This window comes from Algicola sagamiensis DSM 14643 (genome assembly GCF_000374485.1).
GTDB lineage: Bacteria > Pseudomonadota > Gammaproteobacteria > Enterobacterales > Alteromonadaceae > Algicola > Algicola sagamiensis.
Map to the genome: position 1 here is coordinate 162,625 of NZ_KB894492.1, position 17,948 is coordinate 180,572.

Sequence of the window (17,948 nt, forward strand, 5' to 3'; positions counted from 1 at the left end):
GATAGCAAATGCTAAAACCGCTGATTTATCGCCTCGGCGCAAACCCAAAACGCAGCCTCAAGGTTTTTTTGATTGGGCTTTTGCTTTTTGCTGTTGGTGCTGGGGCGATTGTCTACGGTTATTTTCACGAAGCCTACTGGCAATTGCTCGGGTTGATTTTACTTGTCCCGGCAATTGGTTTGGCAGCAATTGGTTATCTTGGGATTTTTGCCAATCGCTTTGCACAAGTTATGAAGCGGGTGCCGCCACGTCGCGCCAATGACGCTTAAAGAACACTCCCCCCAAAGATAACGAGCGTGTCAGCATAAAGCAATTCATGGCAAACCATAGGCCGTGATTTCCCCAATGTTGTGTGAGTGACCAAGGGAGCAGAAAACCACACATTGCAGATATCAACATCATATTTCGCATAGACTTTGTATCCATCAATCCGACAAAAACCCCATCTAATAAAAAGCACCATGTTGCAACCAAGGGCAGAACAGCTAGCCAGATCAGGTAGGGTTGGGCGGTTTGGCGAACAGAGTCCAGGTCAGTGAGGAGTGAAACCAGTGTTTTTCCTCCAAGGAAAAAAAGCAGTGTAAAAACCAAAGTAAAACAGCCAGTCCATAAGGTGGCAATGCTTAAGGATTGCTTCATTATATTGTGATCTTTTCTACCTGCTGCTTGGCCAATTTGTGCTTCAGCCGCGTAAGCGACTCCGTCTAATACAAATGAAATCAACATAAAAAAGTTCAGTAACACGGTATTCGCGGCGATGATTTCATCGCCAAGCTTTGCACCCTGCATCGTCATAAAAACAAAGCAGAGTTGTAGGGTAAGTGAGCGGATCAGGATATCGCGGTTCACCAGTATCAGGTGCTTAAAACTTGTTTGTTTTGAAAATAGACGAAAGGTCTTTGTTTTTATTTGCAGCACAATTTGTGAAATGTGATCCCTTAAGAGATAGAGTGCGATAAATAGACCTGTATATTCAGCAATGACAGAAGCCCAGGCGACACCAGCAATCTCCCAATTGAAGCCAAAAACAAATAGGACATCAAGGGACATATTGACTAGGTTTGAAATGATCAATAAGGCCATGGGGCCTTTTCCTTTTTGCAGTCCAATTAATACGCCGAGAAAAACAAGATTTAAGGTTGCAGCGGGTAATCCCCAAACACGAATGGAAAAATAGGTCTCTGCATGAGTTGTGACAATTTCACTTGCACCTGTGAGCACCCAGGTGATCTGTGCAATCGGGTATTGAAATAAGATGATAAAACCTGCCAAAATAAGCGCCATGAGTCCGCTTTGCATCAGATGACGTTGCACTTTTTTGAAATCAGATTGTCCAAAAGCCTGCGCCACAAGCCCTGTCGTTGACATTCTCATGAAGCCAAACAGCCAGATTAAGAAAGTCATCAACATATTACCAACGGCAATACCGCCTAAAAAGGCTGCATCTGGAAGGTGACCAACAACGGCTGTATCAACAAGGCCAAGAAGTGGGACAGTGATATTCGACAATATCATTGGAAAGGCAATAGATAAAAACTGGCGATGTGAGATGCGTTGCGACATTAGAACCCCGGAGAACAAAATGAAGTATTGGCTTGCCTTATTGTTACACTTTCCCCTGCTCGGGAATGCAGCCGTTATTCTACAGTATCATCATGTCAGTGATCACACCCCACAAATCACGTCTATTTCGCCGAAAAAATTCCGTGAACATATGGCGTACCTGAAATATGAAAAGTTTCAGGTGATAGCTTTACCTGAGATGCTCGATGCATTGAAAAAAAACAAACCACTGCCAAGTAAAGCGGTCGCGATTACATTTGATGATGGGTATAAGAACGTTTTTGAAAATGCACGTCCGATTCTCAATGAATATCAATTTCCTTACACTGTCTTTGTCAATCCACTCATGGTTGAAAACAAACATGGCAGCGCAATGACCTGGGGGCAGTTAAAGACGCTTCAGGACGAGGGAGTAACGATTGCAAACCACAGTCAACATCATGACTACATGGTTCGTCAGGAAAGACAGGACAGTACTCAATATTTCTCGAAAGAAATCCTCGTCGCAGAAGAAGCACTCAGAAAGCATCTGGGGACTTCATATCGTATATTTGCATACCCATATGGTGAATTTTCACCAAAGCTTCAGCAATTTTTAAGTCAACATCACTTTATTGGGATAGGGCAACACTCAGGTGCTGTTGGCCCGTCTACTGATTTCACGCGGATCCCGCGTTTTCCAGCTTCAGGCATTTATGCGGATTTGAATGCGTTGAAAACCAAGTTAAAGAGTTTAGCCTTTCATCTTAAATCGAAATTACCAGAACCCATGGTTTACGAAAAAAAGCCAAAACTATCAATAGTATTTCAAGTTCAGGACTTTAAAACAAAACAGCTCATGTGCTTTGTATCTGGACAAGGAGCTGTGCAGCCTACGATTGAAAAGATGGGTAAAAACCAAGTTCGTTTGACGATCCAGGCAAAGTCAGCATTACCGATGGGGCGCTCTCGCTATAATTGTACGGCACCTTCCATGAGCCAACCTGGTCGATTTTACTGGTTCTCACAGCCATGGCTTGTGATGAGAGAACCAAGTAAAACAGAATGATGAACGGCGATAGCGTTAAGCTTTTTTCGGTAATGCAGAGAAATGGATGATTTGATCTGCGATTTTATTGAGAGGGAGCACTTTATCTGCGGCTCCCATTTCATAGGCGACGCGAGGCATACCCCAGACAACGGATGTCTTTTCGTCTTGAACCAAGGTAATCGCACCTGCCTCCTTCATTTTGAGTAACCCCTTGGCACCATCGTTTCCCATCCCAGTTAAAATACACCCGATAGCATGTCGGCCTTTGAGTTCGGCGACTGAGTCAAAAAGAACATCGACAGCAGGGCGGTGACGATTGACTGGCGGTGTGTCTAGCAGTTGGCAGAATAAGTCGTAATTGACTTTTTTTAACACCAAATGCTGATCGCCGGGTGCGATATAGACGCATCCCTGTTTGATCTTCATCCCGTCGTGTGCCTCAAAGACACGCATCTGGCTGCATTGATCAACCCGTTTTGCGAATGAGCTGCTAAATACAGGCGGAATATGCTGTGTGATGACGACGGGAGGGAAATCCGCGGGAAGATTTGAAATGACTTCTTTCAGAGCTTCCGTCCCACCAGTTGATGCGCCAATAGCCACAAGAATGTTTGGTCGATACTGAATGTCTTTCTTGCCGATATTTTTTCCGACAGAGTGTTTTTTCACAGAAGTTGCGACAATATTTGCTTTGGATGCGACTCTCACTTTTTCTCTTAATTGATCTGTATATAGCGGTAAGTTTTCCATCAAGTTTTGTTTTGGCTTTGCAAAATAATCCACGGCACCAAGTTCGAGTGACTCCAGTGTGGTCGGTGCACCTTCTTCCGTGAGTGTCGAAACCATCACAACAGGCATTGGACGAAGTCGCATCAAGTTTTTCAAGAAAGTAACGCCATTCATTTTTGGCATCTCAACGTCCAGTGTGAGAACGTCGGGATTCAGCTCTTTAATTTTTTCTCTGGCTTCGTAGGGGTCATTCGCAGTGTCGATGACTTCGATATCATCACAAGTCAGGATTTCCGTCAGCATTGTTCTGACAAAGTGCGAATCATCGATCACGAGGACTCTAATTTTTTTTTGCATCATTTTTCCTCTGAAGATCGTGGTTAGAACAATTCAATATCGCCCGAAGATTTCTCTTCAACTTCGATATTTTGCATATATTCTTTTTCGCGGCGTTCTATTGTATCGTTATGAAGTGATTTGAGTTTCTTCACCTGCGCTTTCCCAGAGTTCGGATGAAAAAAAACTTTCCGAGGCCAAGGTCCACCGATGTCTTCGGCAACAATACTCAGTTGTTCCTTACTTAAAAATTCCTTCGCAAATTGGATATTTCCGTTGCCAATATCTGTCATCGCGTTTAGGATTTTCCCACCACCGAAAATCTTCACTCGTAGATTGCTCCTTGAGCCGCCATTTTTTAATATTTCATTGATGAGATATTCCATGGCCCAATCGCCATAACGGCATGCATAGCTTGTGTCAATTCCTGCATCTGGTGAATGTTTGTTTTGACAGGGCAGCATAAAATGATTCATCCCGCCAATACCCATAATGTCATCCCAGATACAGGCAGAAATACAAGACCCAAGTACGGTTGTGACGAGTTCATTTTCTTTTGTAACGTAAAATTCACCAGGCAAAATTTTTGCAACCACCATTCGACGGTGTTTGTCGATATATCGTTTGATGTTGTGGAAGCCATTAAGTGTTGGTTGCATGGTATGCTCTTTCTAAATCTTCTGATAAATAGTACGTCCAACAGACTTAAAATTTGGACTATCTTTGCTGAGACTTTCTGAATGACCAAGAAATAAATAACCTCCATCCGCCAACATATCCCAATAGCGCTCAAATAATCTCACTTTGGTTGGTTGGTCAAAGTAAATCACAACATTTCTGCAAAAAATGACGTCGAATGGTCCTTTCATTGGCCATTGCTGAAGTAGATTGAGCCGTTTAAACTGAATATGTTCTTGAATACCGGGTTTAACCTTGACCTGCCGATTTGCTTTTGAGCGGACAAAGCCTCGCTCCATTTTCTCGCTCGGTAATCCATCGACAGAATCCTCGGCATAAATACCATTTTTTGCTTTATAGAGCATATTGGAGTCTAAATCTGTAGCGAGGACTTTAAAGTCCCAAGGTGTTGGAAAGTGTTTTGCGAGTGTGATTGCAATACTGTATGGCTCTTCTCCAGATGAGCAGCCAGCTGACCAAATGCGGACACGTTTATCAACTGAATGACGACTTTTCATTTCTGCGAGTGCTTTATTTTCTAGGAACTCAAAGTGATGATTTTCTCGAAAGAACGACGTCAGATTGGTCGTGATTGAGTTAATGCATTCGCTCAACTCAGGACTGTTCTTTTGATTGATGAGTTCGCAGTACTCTTTGAAATCTCTTAATCCGATGCTGCGAATGCGCCTAGCAAGTCTGGAGTAAACCATTTCACGTTTGTGATCACCGAGAACGATGCCACAAGTGTTATAAACCAATTCGCAGATGAACTCGAAATCCTTATCGGTCATCGGAAACTCTTTGTCACAAAATTGACTGGGATCTTTTTGTGTCATGGATTCCATCGCCTCAGTCGTTCCTCTATTCTTCTTTGATATTTCATAGTTATCGTTGGTCAGCTTGGGAAACTAGCTGGTGGCCTGTACCGCTGAGCTTTGTGAAAACTCCATTAACCTTGGCAAATTGAGCAATACGACCATGTTCTTCTCAACATTCATAAGATTTTCGATAAATTCTGCATTCGCATGTTCAGTAATATCAGGTGCTGGCCGCATATTTTCCGCTTTGACGGTGTACACATCAGAAATCGCATCGACAACCAAACCGATGATTTTCTCATCATTGTTTTCTAAAGAGACTTTCACAACAACAACAACCGTAATAGCACCGTATTCCATGGAATCCAGACCAAATCGTTGCCGAAGATCAACAACGGGCACAATGGTTCCACGAAGGTTGATAACGCCTTTCACATAATCTGGCGCATTTGGTAACACGGTTGCTGGCTCCCAGCCCCGGATTTCTTGCACACTCAGAATATCAACACCGTATTCTTCATCGTCCATCATAAACGTGAGGAACTGGCGGCTTTCTCCAGTTGCTTCAAGTTCATGTTCTTCATGATCGTATTCAACGCTCTGTTCCTTGATGTCTTCTTCGGTTGTTGCGATATCAGTCATGCCATTTCCTGAATTAGAGAATCAATGGATAAGCCTTGCTTGCCTGGTTTTTTCAAACCTGCGAGTTTAATCAGGCCTGCAATATCAACAATAAGCGAGACTCTGCCATCTCCGAGAATGGTCGCGCCAGAGATGCCTTCAATACGTTGGTAATTATTTTCTAGACTCTTTATAACGACTTGCTGTTGGGCAAGGAGATCATCAACGAGTAGGCCAACTTTTTCATTGTCTGTTTCAACGACAACAAGTAAACCATGCTCCAACTCAGTGATTGCATTCTCATGTTTGAAAAGCTGGTAAAGTCTGAGAATTGGAATGTATTCATCGCGTAGCCTGAGCACTTCAACACTACCACCGACGTTGTTAACTTTCTCAATGTCGACCTGCAATGATTCAATGATACTGATCAGTGGAATGATATAGGTATGATCAGCAACCCGGACAAGTTGACCATCCAGAATCGCTAGGGTTAATGGCAGTCGGATACGGAATGTTGAACCTTCTCCGGCGACTGAATTGACCTCAATCGACCCATTCAGCTCCTGAATATTTCTTCTGACAACATCCATTCCGACGCCACGCCCCGAAATGTCACTCACTTCATCTGCTGTGGAGAAACCAGGGCGGAAAATCAAATCATGTACTTCAGACTCACTTAATTCTTCATTTTCTGAGATGATGTGATTCTCGATTGCTTTCGCACGGATTTTCTCCGAGTTGAGCCCTGCACCATCATCAATGATTTCGATGACAATATTACCACCTTGGTGAAAGGCATTCAGTGTGACTGAACCCGTTTCATCTTTACCAGCCGCAACACGCGCTTCTGGAGATTCAAGGCCATGATCCAACGAGTTCCGAACCAAGTGCACCATCGGGTCACTTAGCTTTTCCATGACCGTCTTATCGAGTTCCGTTTGTTCGCCGATGAGCTTTAGCTCAACTTTCTTATTAAGTTTTTGGGAAATATCCCGAACAAGGCGTGGAAAGCGGCTAAAGACAAAACTAATCGGCAGCATTCTGATCCGCATCACACTTTCTTGTAAATCACGAGTGTTATGAGAAAGTTGTGCGAGTCCTTCCTGGAGCATATTGACATTGTTTTCATCAAATTCCCGTTCAGCCAGCTGACAAAGCATCGCTTGGGTGATCACGAGTTCTCCAACCATGTTGATCAACGAGTCCACTTTATCTATTGCAACTCGAATGGAGTTTGTTTCACCTTTTTTTACAGCCGAAGGTGCTTTTGCTGCTTGAGTGGGTGTGGGTTTTGTCTCTTTTTTCTCTTCACTGACTTGAGCTGGAGGCTCTATAGATGGCTCTGACTCTTCTTTTGTATCCTCAACTTCAGCAGAGGGAGTCACTTCTCCAATTGGGTTCAGGCTGAAGTCGCAATCATCTAATACCCACTCGAAGATTTCTTCAATTTGTTCTTTCTCAATATTGCCATGGAGTTCAATGTCCCAACCAACATGACATTCATCAGGTACAAGCTTCGAAAATTCAGGAATATGAGAAAGGTCTGCGGTAATGGTTAACTTGCCGAGTGCTTCCAATTCATGCAGCATATAAAGCGGCTCGTTACCTGTTTTGAATAAATAAGGAAATGGAAAAAACTTGATTGCCCAACCAGAGGATTGTGTTGATGATGGCTTATCTTCTGATTCATTGGCAGCATATTCACCACAAACACCATCTGCCAAGATAGATTCAAAATCAGCTTTAAGCTTATTAGCGACTGCTTCATCGGGTACTTCTTCAGCTTTTAAAGCGGACAATAAATCACGTAAACAGTCGACAGACAGTAAAAGGAGATCAATATGCTGTTGTTCCAGCGCCCGGCGCCCATCTCTGATCTGATCAAGGAGGGTTTCGAGAACATGGGTAAAGTTTGAAACAACGGTGAATCCAAACGTTCCACTACCGCCTTTGATTGAGTGAGCCGCACGAAATATCGTATTAATCGTCTCAAGATCATGGGTACCAGGTGTCAGTGCTAACAACTCGGCTTCCATGATGTCAAGACCTTCAAAGCTTTCCTCAAAGAAAACTTCGAAGAATTGACTCAGATCGATGCTCATAATCGCCTCGCTAGCGAATGACTTTATTCATCACAGCTAAGAGTTGTTCTGGATTAAAAGGTTTCACAATCCAACCTGTTGCGCCTGCCTCTTTACCCTCAGTTTTTTTATCCATGCCACTTTCGGTGGTGAGCATCAGCATCGGTGTGAATTTATAATCGGGTAAACCTCTCAATTCCCTAATCAGCGTGATCCCATCCATGCCGGGCATATTCACATCAGAAATCACGGCATCAAACTGGTTCGACTTCGCAATGGTCAGAGCTTCGTTTCCATCTTTTGCTTCCGTTACATCAAACCCGGCTTTCTTTAAGGTGAAACTTACCATTTGACGCATTGATGCAGAGTCATCAACCGCGAGAATTTTTTTCATGAATTATTCCTCTTGGACGGTTAGCTCAAGATAATCTGACATTCCCAGCAGTGTTGCTGACTCGATGAGCATTTCTGATGGTGCCTGCCATTTCAATGTTTTATTCTGACTTTCAAGATGCTGTTTCAAACTGCATAGTAACTGTATAGCTGCTGTATCTGCTTTGGTTACAGCGTGCCCATCTAGGCAGAGTTCATCTGTACTTTCTTGTGCTTCAAGTAGGGACTGATATATGTCTTCAATCTCTTGAATTATAAGCTTTTCAGGAAGTTCCAACATTGGAATAAATCCTTGTTATGGCGACCTTTATTCCTCATATTGAAAAAGCATAGACCGAGATGGCAGATTGTCCATTTTCAGGGGACGTATTTTAGGAGGGATAGCGCTTTACCAATGTAAAGCGCTTTGATTATTATGCTGACCAAGCTTGGCTGATAATCGTGAAATCCTTGACGAGCTGTTGCTCATCAACGGTTGGTATTTTGCCTTTGATAAAAGCAGGTTTGAAGATAGCCTCAACCTCAGCTTTTGGATTAATTAGTACGATTGAGGCACTGTGATCAACGGAATATGAGCCTTCAGCATGTTCATCATCTACCATGACGTACATGAGACCCAGTTGTCGAGTAAAAGGGTATAGTGTTTTATGTTTGCCAGTTGCGCCAATAAACTTCGGATTAAAGTATTGGACGTATTGTGACAACTTTTCAACGCTATCTCGCCTAGGGTCGACAGAGACCATAACTATCTGGGACTCAATCGATGTTGCTTCTGTGATTGCGGGATAAATACCAGCTAGCTTGGACATGGTTGTTGGGCAAACATCCGGGCAAGAGGTAAATCCAAGAAAGATCAGGCTCCATTTTCCTTCAAGGCTTTTTTCAGTGAAGGTACCGCCACCAGATTGCTCAAGTAAGAAGGGTTGCATCACTCGCGGTGCTTCATACCAGAGTGCTTTCACATCATGACGAGAAGGAGATTGATATTTCCAAGCAAAAACACCAGAGCCAAAAGCGAGAAGACTAATGATTAAAAGTAAGTATTTACTCATTCCTTACCCCTTATTTTATGTGTACAAGCTATGGTCGATGATCAATACAATAAATAACACCGTGAGATGCAGAATAGAGAACTTGAATGTATCCCAGGCTGTTTTTTCAGCCGGGTTGTATTTTAATCGCAAGGCATAGTAAATGAAACCGAGATTGAAAGCCAGACTGAACACCAGATACAGTTCATGACTCATCCCAACAAGATATGGAAGTAAACAGACAATCAGGAGTAAAACGGTATAAAGTAGCACGAGGGTTTTCGTAAATTCGATCCCATGGGTTACAGGAAGCATAGGAATTTTCGCTTTCTCATAATCTGATTTTCGATGAATTGCGAGTGCCCAAAAATGTGGAGGTGTCCAAGTAAAGATAATCATGACAAGGAGCAAGGCGTGTGGATCGATTGTGTTTGTCATTGCTGTCCAACCCAATAAAGGGGGCATCGCACCTGCAAGCCCGCCAATGACAATATTCTGAGGGGTTGCTCGCTTCAGAAAAACTGTATAAACGATGGCGTAACCGAATAAGCATGCCAAAGTCAGCCAAGCGGTGAGCCAGTTGACAAATGTTGCGAGGAGGAAAAAGCCGCTCGTCGCGACAATCATCGCAAACGCAAGCGCCTGTCTTCTTGTTAATCGGCCTGAGGCGATTGGGCGATGCTTTGTTCTTGCCATTTTTGCATCAATTTCGTCTTCTAGAAGATGATTGATGGCTGCTGCCGCACCAGAAAGCATTCCGATACCAATGGATGCAATAAGGATTAACCCAGCTTGATCAAATGCTGTTGGCGCAAGCGCCATCCCCGCAACAGCTGTGAGAATGAGTAACAGAACCACCTTTGGCTTCGTAAGCGCAAGGAAGTCTTTCAGCCGTAACATACTTACCTGTGAGACTGTCAATGTGCTGGGGATTGATTTTGTCTGATTCATCTGAGCACTCCTTGAAATGGGGTGGAAGCTGTACGGTATAATCGATAAAGTGTGTATGTTACGCTGGCTAAAAGCAGTGCCGCGACAAGGTTATGGGCGACGGCAATGGGAAGTGGGATCAACCAGTAGATGTTTCCAATCCCCAGGGTGATCTGACATGTGAGCAAGGTCACTATCCCTAGCGCTGGCTTCTTTAGTGAATGGCATTGGCGGTAAACAGCAAAAGAAAATGCAAGCAATAGCAACGTGGTCATGATTGCTCCGAATCGATGCGTGACATGAATCGTCATTCTTGCTTCGTAGGGCTTCACACCAAATTCATAATTTTCATGTCCAGTTGGTATTGAGAAAGCATGTGGAAAATCAAGCCTTTCCTGCCAGTTTCCTTCACATATTGGCAGCTTTGTACATGCGACAGCTGCATAGTTTGCGGCAGTCCAGCCTCCCAATGCAATTTGTAAGACCAGGATACTGAATGCCGCCCAACCAAGTTTTCGGTTAAAAGTCACCGTTGAATACGATTTTGTTTGTGGTGGTATGTGTCTTTCTCTCAACTGATACCAAAGTACACAGAGCAGCACCATAATGGTAAACCCACCTAATAAGTGTCCCATGACAACCAGTGGCATGAGATTCATGGTGACCGTCCACATCCCAAGTGCAGCTTGGAATATCACAAGTGCGCACAAGAATGTTGTTAAAGGACGTTGGGCACGATATTCCTGGGATCGCCAAGAATGGACAAACAGTCCAAATATGAATAATCCTAGCGTGCCGGCAACATATCGGTGGAGCATTTCATTCCAGGCTTTATGTGGTTCCAAAGGGCGCTCTGGAAAAGCTTCATTCGCGACTTGCTGTGCTAATTCGGAACTTGGAACGACGAGTTTTCCGTAACAGCCTGGCCAGTCAGGACAACCGAGCCCTGCATCCGTCAACCGGGTATATGCACCGAGCCCAATCACAACCAATGACATGAGCCAGGCAAGAAGAACATATTTGCGCATGGTTAAAGTCTCCTGGAAAATTTGAGTAATTTCTTCATGTCTTTCAACAAATCCTTACTGGTTTGCAAAATAGCATCGCGCTCATAAGGAATGGGGTAGCGCATGAGAATGCTGCCATGAGGGTCTGCAAGATAGAGGTGGTCTGAATCTAGAGGGTTGATTGGTGCAGACATTGCGAGGGTCTCGAATCTTTCTTGGTAATCATCATGAGAAAAAGACCAAGGCATTCTCTCTTGTGAAAAAAGTACTGTAGGTGTGACTTTATGCTGCTCTTTACCGAGAGCTGAAACACTTTGGTTTGCGACATAAAGTGCTTGCTCGCAGTGGGCATCACAATCATCTTGGGCGATATAAACAATCCGCCATGGTGCTTCTGATGAATGTTTTATGGGGATGATGAACTCTTCACTCAGCCATTCCCCTTGATTGGTTGAACCCGCATCATACCAATCCATTTTTAAAAGGATTGCCGCAAGTAAAAAAGGCCCGATAAAAACGGCCCCTAGTCGTAGCATGGTTTTTTGATTATTTTGCATGAGGAATAGGACTCCTTTTATATGCCGCAGCAACATAAATAACAATTGCCGCTATCCCGATAAGCAGCCACTGGATGCTGTAGGCGTGGTGCTTTTCCGGTGGCATAACACTGGGTTGATAATGGAATACAAAGCTGAAGTCTGATGCGTTCTCTACATACCCAATCACGGGCATGATTGGTGTTTGGAGTGTTTGGCTGACTTCATTTTCGGTAAGATGAAATACTCTTTTAGGCCAATGATTGGATTGTTCATTTTTGCCAGAAATGATTGGTTCATGAAACCAATTCGCAATTGTAATACTGATGGAATGAATGGGTGATGATAAATTAACTTCAGGAAGTCTGTTGCGATCTTTCCCAGCTTTTACCCAGCCAAAATTGACGAGTATTGGTTGTTTGAGAACTGGCGCATGAATGGCAGAGAGTACATCATATCCTGCTTGACCATCAACGATACGATTGTCGAGGAGCCATGCACCTTCTCCCAATACGATGACATTTGATATTTGTATCCGTTCACCAGGTAAAAATCCGTCTCGAATATCCACTAAGGGATGGATATCTTTTGCTTGTGATTTCAGTATGATGGACTTCTGCTCCGCTCTTAGCCATTGCCAACGAGCCAGAGAAAATGTTGTGGCGACCACTGCCAAAGTGAAAAACAGCATGAATGGGCTAGAGTTAAACTTAGTCACAAAACGTTCATGCATGGCGTTACCCCCTGAATTTTGGAGTATCCATGAACATCATAAAACTTGTCCTTATTGCTTTACTGCTCATGATCATCGTGAATCTTTTTAAAGCGCTTTTGGTGTTTACCCGTAATGAAACAAAAACATCCATGTCGCAATTTCTCGGAAAGCGTGTTTTATTTTCTGCACTGGTGATTGTGATCTTGCTTCTCTCGGTTGCAAGTGGTTTGATCACACCCAACCCATCTCCGTTTTAAGGCCCTAACGGGCCAACATCTAAAAGATATAAACGAAGACAAACAGACATAACCAAACCACATCAACAAAGTGCCAATACCAGCTAGCGGCTTGAAATGCAAAGTGATTATCCGGTTGGAAATGGCCTTTCAAGACTCGAAGAAAGACAATAAACAGGATCAGTGTTCCAAGTGTGACATGCAGTCCATGGAACCCTGTTAATAAGAAAAATGTATTCCCATATATTCCTGAGTCGAGGCGAAGATCCATTTCGGTGTAAGCATGAATATATTCCTCTGCTTGTAAGAACAAGAAAATACAACCGAGTAAGATGGTCACGCCGAGAAAGCCAATCAGCTGTTTTCTTTTGTTCTGTTCCAATCCAGTATGAGCGAAGTGTATTGTGACAGAAGATGTCAAGAGGATCAGGGTGTTATACAAGGGGAGTCCTTGCCAACCCATCGCTGTTGTTTCACCGCCTCCGGGTGTTTTTACCAAAGGCCAAATGGCTTGAAAATCAGGCCATAGCACTGCATTCGTCATGACATTATTGTCAGCACCACCGAGCCAGGGTACGGAGAACATTCTAGCGTAAAAGAGGGCACCGAAAAATGCACCAAAAAACATCACTTCGGAAAAGATAAACCAGCTCATTCCCTGGCGAAAAGAGCGATCCATTTGTGGACTATATAACCCAGACATGGACTCATTGATGACATTATTAAACCACCCAACGAGCATGAAAATAATCACGCTCATTCCAGCAAGAAGTAAGTAACCGCCATAGCCACCGCCTGAAGAAAGTTCTTTGACAAAACTGCCTGCGCCAAAGGCGATGAGGAACATCCCAACTGCGCCGACGATTGGCCAAGGGCTTTGTTCCGGAACATAATATTTTTGGTATTCCTGTGTCATGATGATTCTCCATTTGTTAGAGAAGTCGCAGCAATTTGATTGCTGATATCAAACATTGTGTATGAAAGCGTGAGTGTGGTGAACTTTGCGGGTAAAGCTGGATCGACATAAAAAATAAGTGGCATATCAACGGTTTCACCTGCTTTAACAGGCTGTTGGTTGAAACAAAAGCACTCAATCTTATGGAAATAGTTTGCAGCAAGACCCGGGGATACAGATGGAATCGCTTGACCAACCATATCATCATTGGATCGGTTTGATGCACGAAAAAAAACCTTTGTCACTTTGCCAGGGTGGACTTTGATCTTCTTCAGTGTTGGCTGGAACTCCCAAGGCATGGCACCTTGGGTTCTAGACCAAAACTCCACCGTTACTTCGCGCGATTCGTCTATCAGGCTGGTTGGCGCTTGTGCGGCTGTATCTGAGGTTTTTCCATTGAGACCCGTGACATCACAAAATACGTCATATAAAGGGACCAACATAAACCCAAAGCCAAACATCGCTAATGTAATTAAAACGAGACGTTTGACTAGAGCAGTATTATCTAAGCGTTGACTATCCATCCTTCACCTCGTCACTATCGAATTAAAGGTGGTTTTTCAAACGTATGATATGGTGCTGGTGATGGTACTTCCCACTCTAAGCCATCTGCGCCTTCCCATACTTTTGCAGGAACCTGATGATTCTCCCGAATACACTTGATGAGTAAGTACAAGAAAATCAATTGAGAAAACCCGAATGCAAATGCGCCAACACTAATCAGTGCATTAAAGTCAGCAAACTGAATGGCATAATCTGGTATCCGGCGAGGCATTCCTGCGAGTCCTACAAAGTGCATTGGGAAGAATAAGACATTGACGGAAATCAGAGAACACCAGAAGTGAAGCTTTGCTAACCCTTCATCGTACATATTTCCTGTCCACTTCGGTAACCAGTAATACACCGCCGCAATGATGGAAAATATAGCGCCAGTGACTAACACATAATGGAAGTGTGCGACAACAAAGTAAGTATCGTGGTATTGAAAATCAGCAGGAGTAATGGCCAACATCAACCCTGAGAACCCACCGATAGTAAACAATATGATAAAGGCAATAGAGAACATCATCGGTATTTCAAATGTCATGGCACCCCGCCACATCGTCGCGACCCAGTTAAATACTTTGACCCCCGTCGGAACCGAGATCAACATGGTGCAATACATGAAGAACAACTCTCCGAAGAGCGGCATTCCTGTTGTAAACATATGGTGCGCCCAAACAACAAACGATAACAATGCGATGGATGCAGTCGCATAGACCATCGAGCTATAGCCAAATAGTCGCTTTCTGGAGAATGTTGGGACTATCGTGGACACAATACCAAATGCCGGGAGGATCATGATGTAAACCTCAGGGTGACCGAAGAACCAGAAAATATGCTGGAACATCACAGGGTCGCCGCCACCTGCAGCATTGAAGAAGCTGGTACCGAAATATTTATCCGTCAATACCATTGTGACTGCACCGGCAAGCACAGGCATAACAGCAATAAGGAGAAAAGCGGTAATCAACCAAGTCCAGACGAACAACGGCATTTTCATGAGAGTCATACCTGGTGCACGGAGGTTGAAAATCGTGACGATGACGTTGATGGCACCCATGATGGAAGACATACCCATGATATGCACTGAGAAGACAAACAAAGCCGTACTGTCATTACTGTAAGTCGTTGATAGCGGTGCATAGAATGTCCACCCAAAGTTTGGGCCACCACCTTCCATGAATAATGACATCAGTAGGATGAAAAATGCAAAGGGTAGGATCCAGAAGCTCCAGTTATTCATCCGAGGAAGTGCCATGTCTGGTGCGCCAATCATCATGGGTACCATCCAGTTTGCGAGTCCGGTAAATGCAGGCATGACCGCACCAAAAACCATGATGAGGCCATGCACGGTAGTCATTTGGTTAAAGAAGTCAGGGTCAACGATTTGTAATCCTGGCTGAAACAGTTCTGCACGGATAACCAGTGCCATGCAGCCGCCAATAAGGAACATAATAAAAGCAAACCAGAGATAAAGTGTGCCAATATCTTTATGGTTTGTTGTATAGAGCCAGCGTTTAATACCACCAGAAGGATGGTGGTGATCGTGATGCTCATGATGGTCTTGTTCGATTACTTTACTCATCTTCATGCTCCTATTTCTGCATCACTTCATAGACTTCTTTCGGCTGAACAATATCTCCGGTGTTATTCCCCCAAGCATTTCGCTCGTAGGTGATGACAGCAGCCATTTCTTTTAAACCGATTTGTTTCCCAAATGCCTGCATTGCTGTTCCATTGACGCCATTGATAACGACATCAATGTGCGCTTCTTGATCTTGGGTCACCATATGGTTACCTTGAAGTCCGGGGAATACTCCTGGGATGCCTTGGCCATTTGGCTGGTGACAGGCTGCACATCTGGCAAGGTAAACTTTTTCACCGAGTGTCATCAATTCATCCATTTCCATATTCATTCCAAGCAGTTCTTTTTCCTTTTCTTTTGCTTGACGTTGCTCGGCTTCTTGCTCGGCCATCCAAGTGTCAAACTCATCAGGTGCTTTTGCAATCACGACAACGGGCATAAAACCATGATCTTTCCCGCATAGTTCAGCACATTGCCCACGATAGATACCTGGCTCATTGACTTTCGTCCATGCTTCATTAATAAAACCCGGATTAGCATCTTTTTTGACCGCAAATTCAGGAACCCACCAAGAGTGAATCACATCATCTGAGGTAATGAGGAAGCGAACCTTTTTACCTGTTGGGATCACGAGAGGACGATCAACTTCCAAGAGGTAGTTTTCCTCTTTTTTGAAGCGATTATTGATTTGGGACATTGGCGTTGCCAACAGGCTGAAATACTCAAGGTTGTAATCAAAGTATTTGTAGTGCCATTTCCACTGAGAGCCTGTGATCTGGACGGTGAGATCGGCTTCAGTGGTGTCTTCCATCGCAATCAAAGTTTTTGTGGCAGGGATTGCCATACCGATGAGAATCAAAAAGGGGATGGTGGTCCAAATGATTTCCACCTTCGTACTTTCATGAAACTGGGCTGGCTTATGACCGCGAGATTTGCGGTGCAGGATCATTGCAGCAAACATCGCACCAAATACGAGGGCACCGATGATGCAGCAGATATAAAAGATTGTCATATGCAGGTCATAGACCTGCTCACTAATGTCTGTTACTCCTCGGGGCATATTGAGCGGCAGATCTTTGGCACTTGCCGAACCTATGCCAAGTCCCCAGGCAAACAGGATACACGCTGTTCGATACACGTGACATCTCCTCTGTCAATTGCTACTTACTGCAACTTCCAGCTTGATGACACCTCAGTACAACTTAGCTCTAGTCAAGTTACTGGTTATGATGTTGTTGTTATTCCCAGTGTTGATGGATTGTATTGTCCATTGCTAAATGAACGGGAACTTTTTGTGACGTTGCCATTCAAATCAACTGTGTGTCCAATCCAATTTTGCCATCCACTTGGGTTGTTTTTACATCCATAATTTTTTATGGAATGCTTGGTCATGACTTTCTGAAAAATCAAGCCGCTATTAGGATTGTATAAATTTGAATTTTCGTCTACTCAAAAAAAGGATGAAAATCAAAGAAAAGCCTTTTTTTTATTTTCATTTCCATCCATTTAGTTGATTGATTTACATCCATTCAGTATTTCTAACGATGCCAACTGCCCGACCTTCGATACAGAACGATTGATGTTCAAGGTCGACTGTAATGGTGTCAAATTCTTCGTTTTCTGCGTGAAGAAAAATTTGATGGTCTTTCTTTTCGAATCGCTTCACGGTGACATCATCGTCCACTCGAGCAACAACCACTTGTCCATTTTCCGCAGTATTCGTTTTATGAACAGCAAGCAGGTCACCGTCCATAATTCCGATATCCTGCATACTGCTGCCATTGACACGAAGCAAGAAGTCGGCATGCGGGCGGAAGAGAGCAGGATCAACTTGGTAGTGATGCTCGATGTGCTCTTGGGCAAGAATTGGCTCCCCTGCTGCGACACGACCAATGAGCGGTAATCCAGCTGCTTCCTCGACAGGCTGAGTGAGTCGGATCCCTCTCGAAGTTCCAGGGAGCATTTCAATTGCGCCTTTTTTAGCGAGGGCTTTGAGATGCTCTTCAGCAGCATTAGGTGACTTAAAGCCCAAAATACGAGCTATCTCTGCGCGTGTTGGTGGCATTCCCGTCGCGCTAATGTTATCTTTGATAAGTTGTAGAATTTCTGCTTGCCGCGGTGTAAGTGGTTTCATAACCTGTCTTTCTATACAGTGCCAAAT

The 17,948-nt window shown here is 43.8% G+C and carries 21 protein-coding genes; 3 read left to right on the forward strand and 18 right to left on the reverse strand.

What is annotated here, in order from left to right:
* Window positions 1-8: 8 nt before the first annotated feature.
* On the forward strand, window positions 9-269 hold the full coding sequence (locus C505_RS0104275) for a hypothetical protein (protein WP_018691354.1): 261 nt from the start codon (window positions 9-11) through the stop codon (window positions 267-269).
* On the opposite strand, the gene C505_RS0104280 is transcribed toward C505_RS0104275, so the two are convergent.
* Window positions 229-1,563 carry an MATE family efflux transporter gene (locus C505_RS0104280; protein ID WP_018691355.1) on the reverse strand — a complete coding sequence of 445 codons (1,335 nt, stop codon included), beginning with the start codon at window positions 1,561-1,563 and terminating at the stop codon, window positions 229-231. The genes C505_RS0104275 and C505_RS0104280 overlap by 41 nt on opposite strands.
* 19 nt (window positions 1,564-1,582) lie before the next feature.
* Here C505_RS0104280 and C505_RS0104285 point away from each other — a divergent pair, with 19 nt between their 5' ends.
* Complete coding sequence (locus C505_RS0104285) at window positions 1,583-2,611, forward strand: polysaccharide deacetylase family protein (RefSeq protein WP_018691356.1); 1,029 nt, start codon at window positions 1,583-1,585, stop codon at window positions 2,609-2,611.
* 15 nt (window positions 2,612-2,626) lie between these two features.
* On the opposite strand, the gene C505_RS0104290 is transcribed toward C505_RS0104285, so the two are convergent.
* The 12 genes from C505_RS0104290 to C505_RS0104345 form a co-directional block, all read right to left on the reverse strand.
* Window positions 2,627-3,682, reverse strand: a complete 1,056-nt coding sequence (locus C505_RS0104290; protein ID WP_018691357.1) for a protein-glutamate methylesterase/protein-glutamine glutaminase — start codon at window positions 3,680-3,682, stop codon at window positions 2,627-2,629.
* A gap of 20 nt (window positions 3,683-3,702) precedes the next feature.
* On the reverse strand, window positions 3,703-4,317 hold the full coding sequence (gene cheD, locus C505_RS0104295; RefSeq protein ID WP_018691358.1) for a chemoreceptor glutamine deamidase CheD: 615 nt from the start codon (window positions 4,315-4,317) through the stop codon (window positions 3,703-3,705).
* A gap of 12 nt (window positions 4,318-4,329) precedes the next feature.
* On the reverse strand, window positions 4,330-5,181 hold the full coding sequence (locus C505_RS0104300; RefSeq protein ID WP_018691359.1) for a CheR family methyltransferase: 852 nt from the start codon (window positions 5,179-5,181) through the stop codon (window positions 4,330-4,332).
* A 63-nt stretch (window positions 5,182-5,244) separates the two neighbouring features.
* Entirely contained in the window at window positions 5,245-5,796 is a 552-nt protein-coding gene (locus C505_RS0104305; RefSeq protein WP_018691360.1) for a chemotaxis protein CheW, read from the reverse strand.
* Complete coding sequence (locus tag C505_RS0104310) at window positions 5,793-7,877, reverse strand: chemotaxis protein CheA (RefSeq protein ID WP_018691361.1); 2,085 nt, start codon at window positions 7,875-7,877, stop codon at window positions 5,793-5,795. The genes C505_RS0104305 and C505_RS0104310 overlap by 4 nt, the downstream gene beginning before the upstream one ends.
* Window positions 7,878-7,887: 10 nt before the next feature.
* Window positions 7,888-8,250: a response regulator gene (locus C505_RS0104315; protein WP_018691362.1), complete on the reverse strand. Its 363-nt coding sequence runs from the start codon at window positions 8,248-8,250 to the stop codon at window positions 7,888-7,890.
* A gap of 3 nt (window positions 8,251-8,253) precedes the next feature.
* The gene (locus C505_RS0104320) at window positions 8,254-8,529 is read right to left on the reverse strand and encodes an STAS domain-containing protein (RefSeq protein WP_018691363.1); all 276 of its coding nucleotides are present in this window, start codon (window positions 8,527-8,529) and stop codon (window positions 8,254-8,256) included.
* A gap of 133 nt (window positions 8,530-8,662) precedes the next feature.
* Entirely contained in the window at window positions 8,663-9,301 is a 639-nt protein-coding gene (locus C505_RS0104325) for an SCO family protein (protein WP_018691364.1), read from the reverse strand.
* Between the two features lie 15 nt (window positions 9,302-9,316).
* Complete coding sequence (cyoE, locus tag C505_RS0104330; RefSeq protein WP_018691365.1) at window positions 9,317-10,231, reverse strand: heme o synthase; 915 nt, start codon at window positions 10,229-10,231, stop codon at window positions 9,317-9,319.
* A complete protein-coding gene (locus tag C505_RS0104335; protein WP_018691366.1) occupies window positions 10,228-11,238 on the reverse strand; it encodes a COX15/CtaA family protein in 1,011 nt (336 codons plus the stop codon). Before C505_RS0104335 ends, cyoE begins: the two co-directional genes overlap by 4 nt.
* Window positions 11,239-11,240: 2 nt before the next feature.
* Window positions 11,241-11,774, reverse strand: a complete 534-nt coding sequence (locus C505_RS0104340) for a hypothetical protein (RefSeq protein WP_018691367.1) — start codon at window positions 11,772-11,774, stop codon at window positions 11,241-11,243.
* A complete protein-coding gene (locus tag C505_RS0104345) occupies window positions 11,764-12,486 on the reverse strand; it encodes an SURF1 family protein (protein ID WP_018691368.1) in 723 nt (240 codons plus the stop codon). The genes C505_RS0104340 and C505_RS0104345 overlap by 11 nt, the downstream gene beginning before the upstream one ends.
* 29 nt (window positions 12,487-12,515) lie before the next feature.
* Here C505_RS0104345 and C505_RS0104350 point away from each other — a divergent pair, with 29 nt between their 5' ends.
* Entirely contained in the window at window positions 12,516-12,725 is a 210-nt protein-coding gene (locus C505_RS0104350; protein ID WP_018691369.1) for a DUF2909 domain-containing protein, read from the forward strand.
* Window positions 12,726-12,744: 19 nt separating this feature from the next.
* Here C505_RS0104350 and C505_RS0104355 read toward each other — a convergent pair whose 3' ends face one another.
* The 5 genes from C505_RS0104355 to lexA all read right to left on the reverse strand — a co-directional run bounded on the left by C505_RS0104355 (window position 12,745) and on the right by lexA (window position 17,921).
* Window positions 12,745-13,620 (reverse strand): cytochrome c oxidase subunit 3, encoded by an 876-nt coding sequence (locus tag C505_RS0104355; protein WP_018691370.1) that lies wholly within the window; start codon window positions 13,618-13,620, stop codon window positions 12,745-12,747.
* Window positions 13,617-14,183 carry a cytochrome c oxidase assembly protein gene (locus tag C505_RS0104360; RefSeq protein WP_018691371.1) on the reverse strand — a complete coding sequence of 189 codons (567 nt, stop codon included), beginning with the start codon at window positions 14,181-14,183 and terminating at the stop codon, window positions 13,617-13,619. Before C505_RS0104360 ends, C505_RS0104355 begins: the two co-directional genes overlap by 4 nt.
* 14 nt (window positions 14,184-14,197) lie before the next feature.
* Window positions 14,198-15,793: a cytochrome c oxidase subunit I gene (gene ctaD, locus C505_RS0104365; protein WP_018691372.1), complete on the reverse strand. Its 1,596-nt coding sequence runs from the start codon at window positions 15,791-15,793 to the stop codon at window positions 14,198-14,200.
* A 4-nt stretch (window positions 15,794-15,797) separates the two neighbouring features.
* Entirely contained in the window at window positions 15,798-16,925 is a 1,128-nt protein-coding gene (gene coxB / locus C505_RS0104370; RefSeq protein ID WP_018691373.1) for a cytochrome c oxidase subunit II, read from the reverse strand.
* A 381-nt stretch (window positions 16,926-17,306) separates the two neighbouring features.
* Window positions 17,307-17,921 carry a transcriptional repressor LexA gene (gene lexA / locus C505_RS0104375; protein ID WP_018691374.1) on the reverse strand — a complete coding sequence of 205 codons (615 nt, stop codon included), beginning with the start codon at window positions 17,919-17,921 and terminating at the stop codon, window positions 17,307-17,309.
* Window positions 17,922-17,948: the final 27 nt, after the last annotated feature.

Coding starts and splice junctions, on each gene's coding strand:
- C505_RS0104275 (WP_018691354.1), top strand. CDS start 9: ATGCTAAAACCGCTGATTTATCGCCTCGGCGCAAACCCAAAACGCAGC.
- C505_RS0104280 (WP_018691355.1), bottom strand. CDS start 1,563: ATGTCGCAACGCATCTCACATCGCCAGTTTTTATCTATTGCCTTTCCA.
- C505_RS0104285 (WP_018691356.1), top strand. CDS start 1,583: ATGAAGTATTGGCTTGCCTTATTGTTACACTTTCCCCTGCTCGGGAAT.
- C505_RS0104290 (WP_018691357.1), bottom strand. CDS start 3,682: ATGATGCAAAAAAAAATTAGAGTCCTCGTGATCGATGATTCGCACTTT.
- cheD (WP_018691358.1), bottom strand. CDS start 4,317: ATGCAACCAACACTTAATGGCTTCCACAACATCAAACGATATATCGAC.
- C505_RS0104300 (WP_018691359.1), bottom strand. CDS start 5,181: ATGGAATCCATGACACAAAAAGATCCCAGTCAATTTTGTGACAAAGAG.
- C505_RS0104305 (WP_018691360.1), bottom strand. CDS start 5,796: ATGACTGATATCGCAACAACCGAAGAAGACATCAAGGAACAGAGCGTT.
- C505_RS0104310 (WP_018691361.1), bottom strand. CDS start 7,877: ATGAGCATCGATCTGAGTCAATTCTTCGAAGTTTTCTTTGAGGAAAGC.
- C505_RS0104315 (WP_018691362.1), bottom strand. CDS start 8,250: ATGAAAAAAATTCTCGCGGTTGATGACTCTGCATCAATGCGTCAAATG.
- C505_RS0104320 (WP_018691363.1), bottom strand. CDS start 8,529: ATGTTGGAACTTCCTGAAAAGCTTATAATTCAAGAGATTGAAGACATA.
- C505_RS0104325 (WP_018691364.1), bottom strand. CDS start 9,301: ATGAGTAAATACTTACTTTTAATCATTAGTCTTCTCGCTTTTGGCTCT.
- cyoE (WP_018691365.1), bottom strand. CDS start 10,231: ATGAATCAGACAAAATCAATCCCCAGCACATTGACAGTCTCACAGGTA.
- C505_RS0104335 (WP_018691366.1), bottom strand. CDS start 11,238: ATGCGCAAATATGTTCTTCTTGCCTGGCTCATGTCATTGGTTGTGATT.
- C505_RS0104340 (WP_018691367.1), bottom strand. CDS start 11,774: ATGCAAAATAATCAAAAAACCATGCTACGACTAGGGGCCGTTTTTATC.
- C505_RS0104345 (WP_018691368.1), bottom strand. CDS start 12,486: ATGCATGAACGTTTTGTGACTAAGTTTAACTCTAGCCCATTCATGCTG.
- C505_RS0104350 (WP_018691369.1), top strand. CDS start 12,516: ATGAACATCATAAAACTTGTCCTTATTGCTTTACTGCTCATGATCATC.
- C505_RS0104355 (WP_018691370.1), bottom strand. CDS start 13,620: ATGACACAGGAATACCAAAAATATTATGTTCCGGAACAAAGCCCTTGG.
- C505_RS0104360 (WP_018691371.1), bottom strand. CDS start 14,183: ATGGATAGTCAACGCTTAGATAATACTGCTCTAGTCAAACGTCTCGTT.
- ctaD (WP_018691372.1), bottom strand. CDS start 15,793: ATGAAGATGAGTAAAGTAATCGAACAAGACCATCATGAGCATCACGAT.
- lexA (WP_018691374.1), bottom strand. CDS start 17,921: ATGAAACCACTTACACCGCGGCAAGCAGAAATTCTACAACTTATCAAA.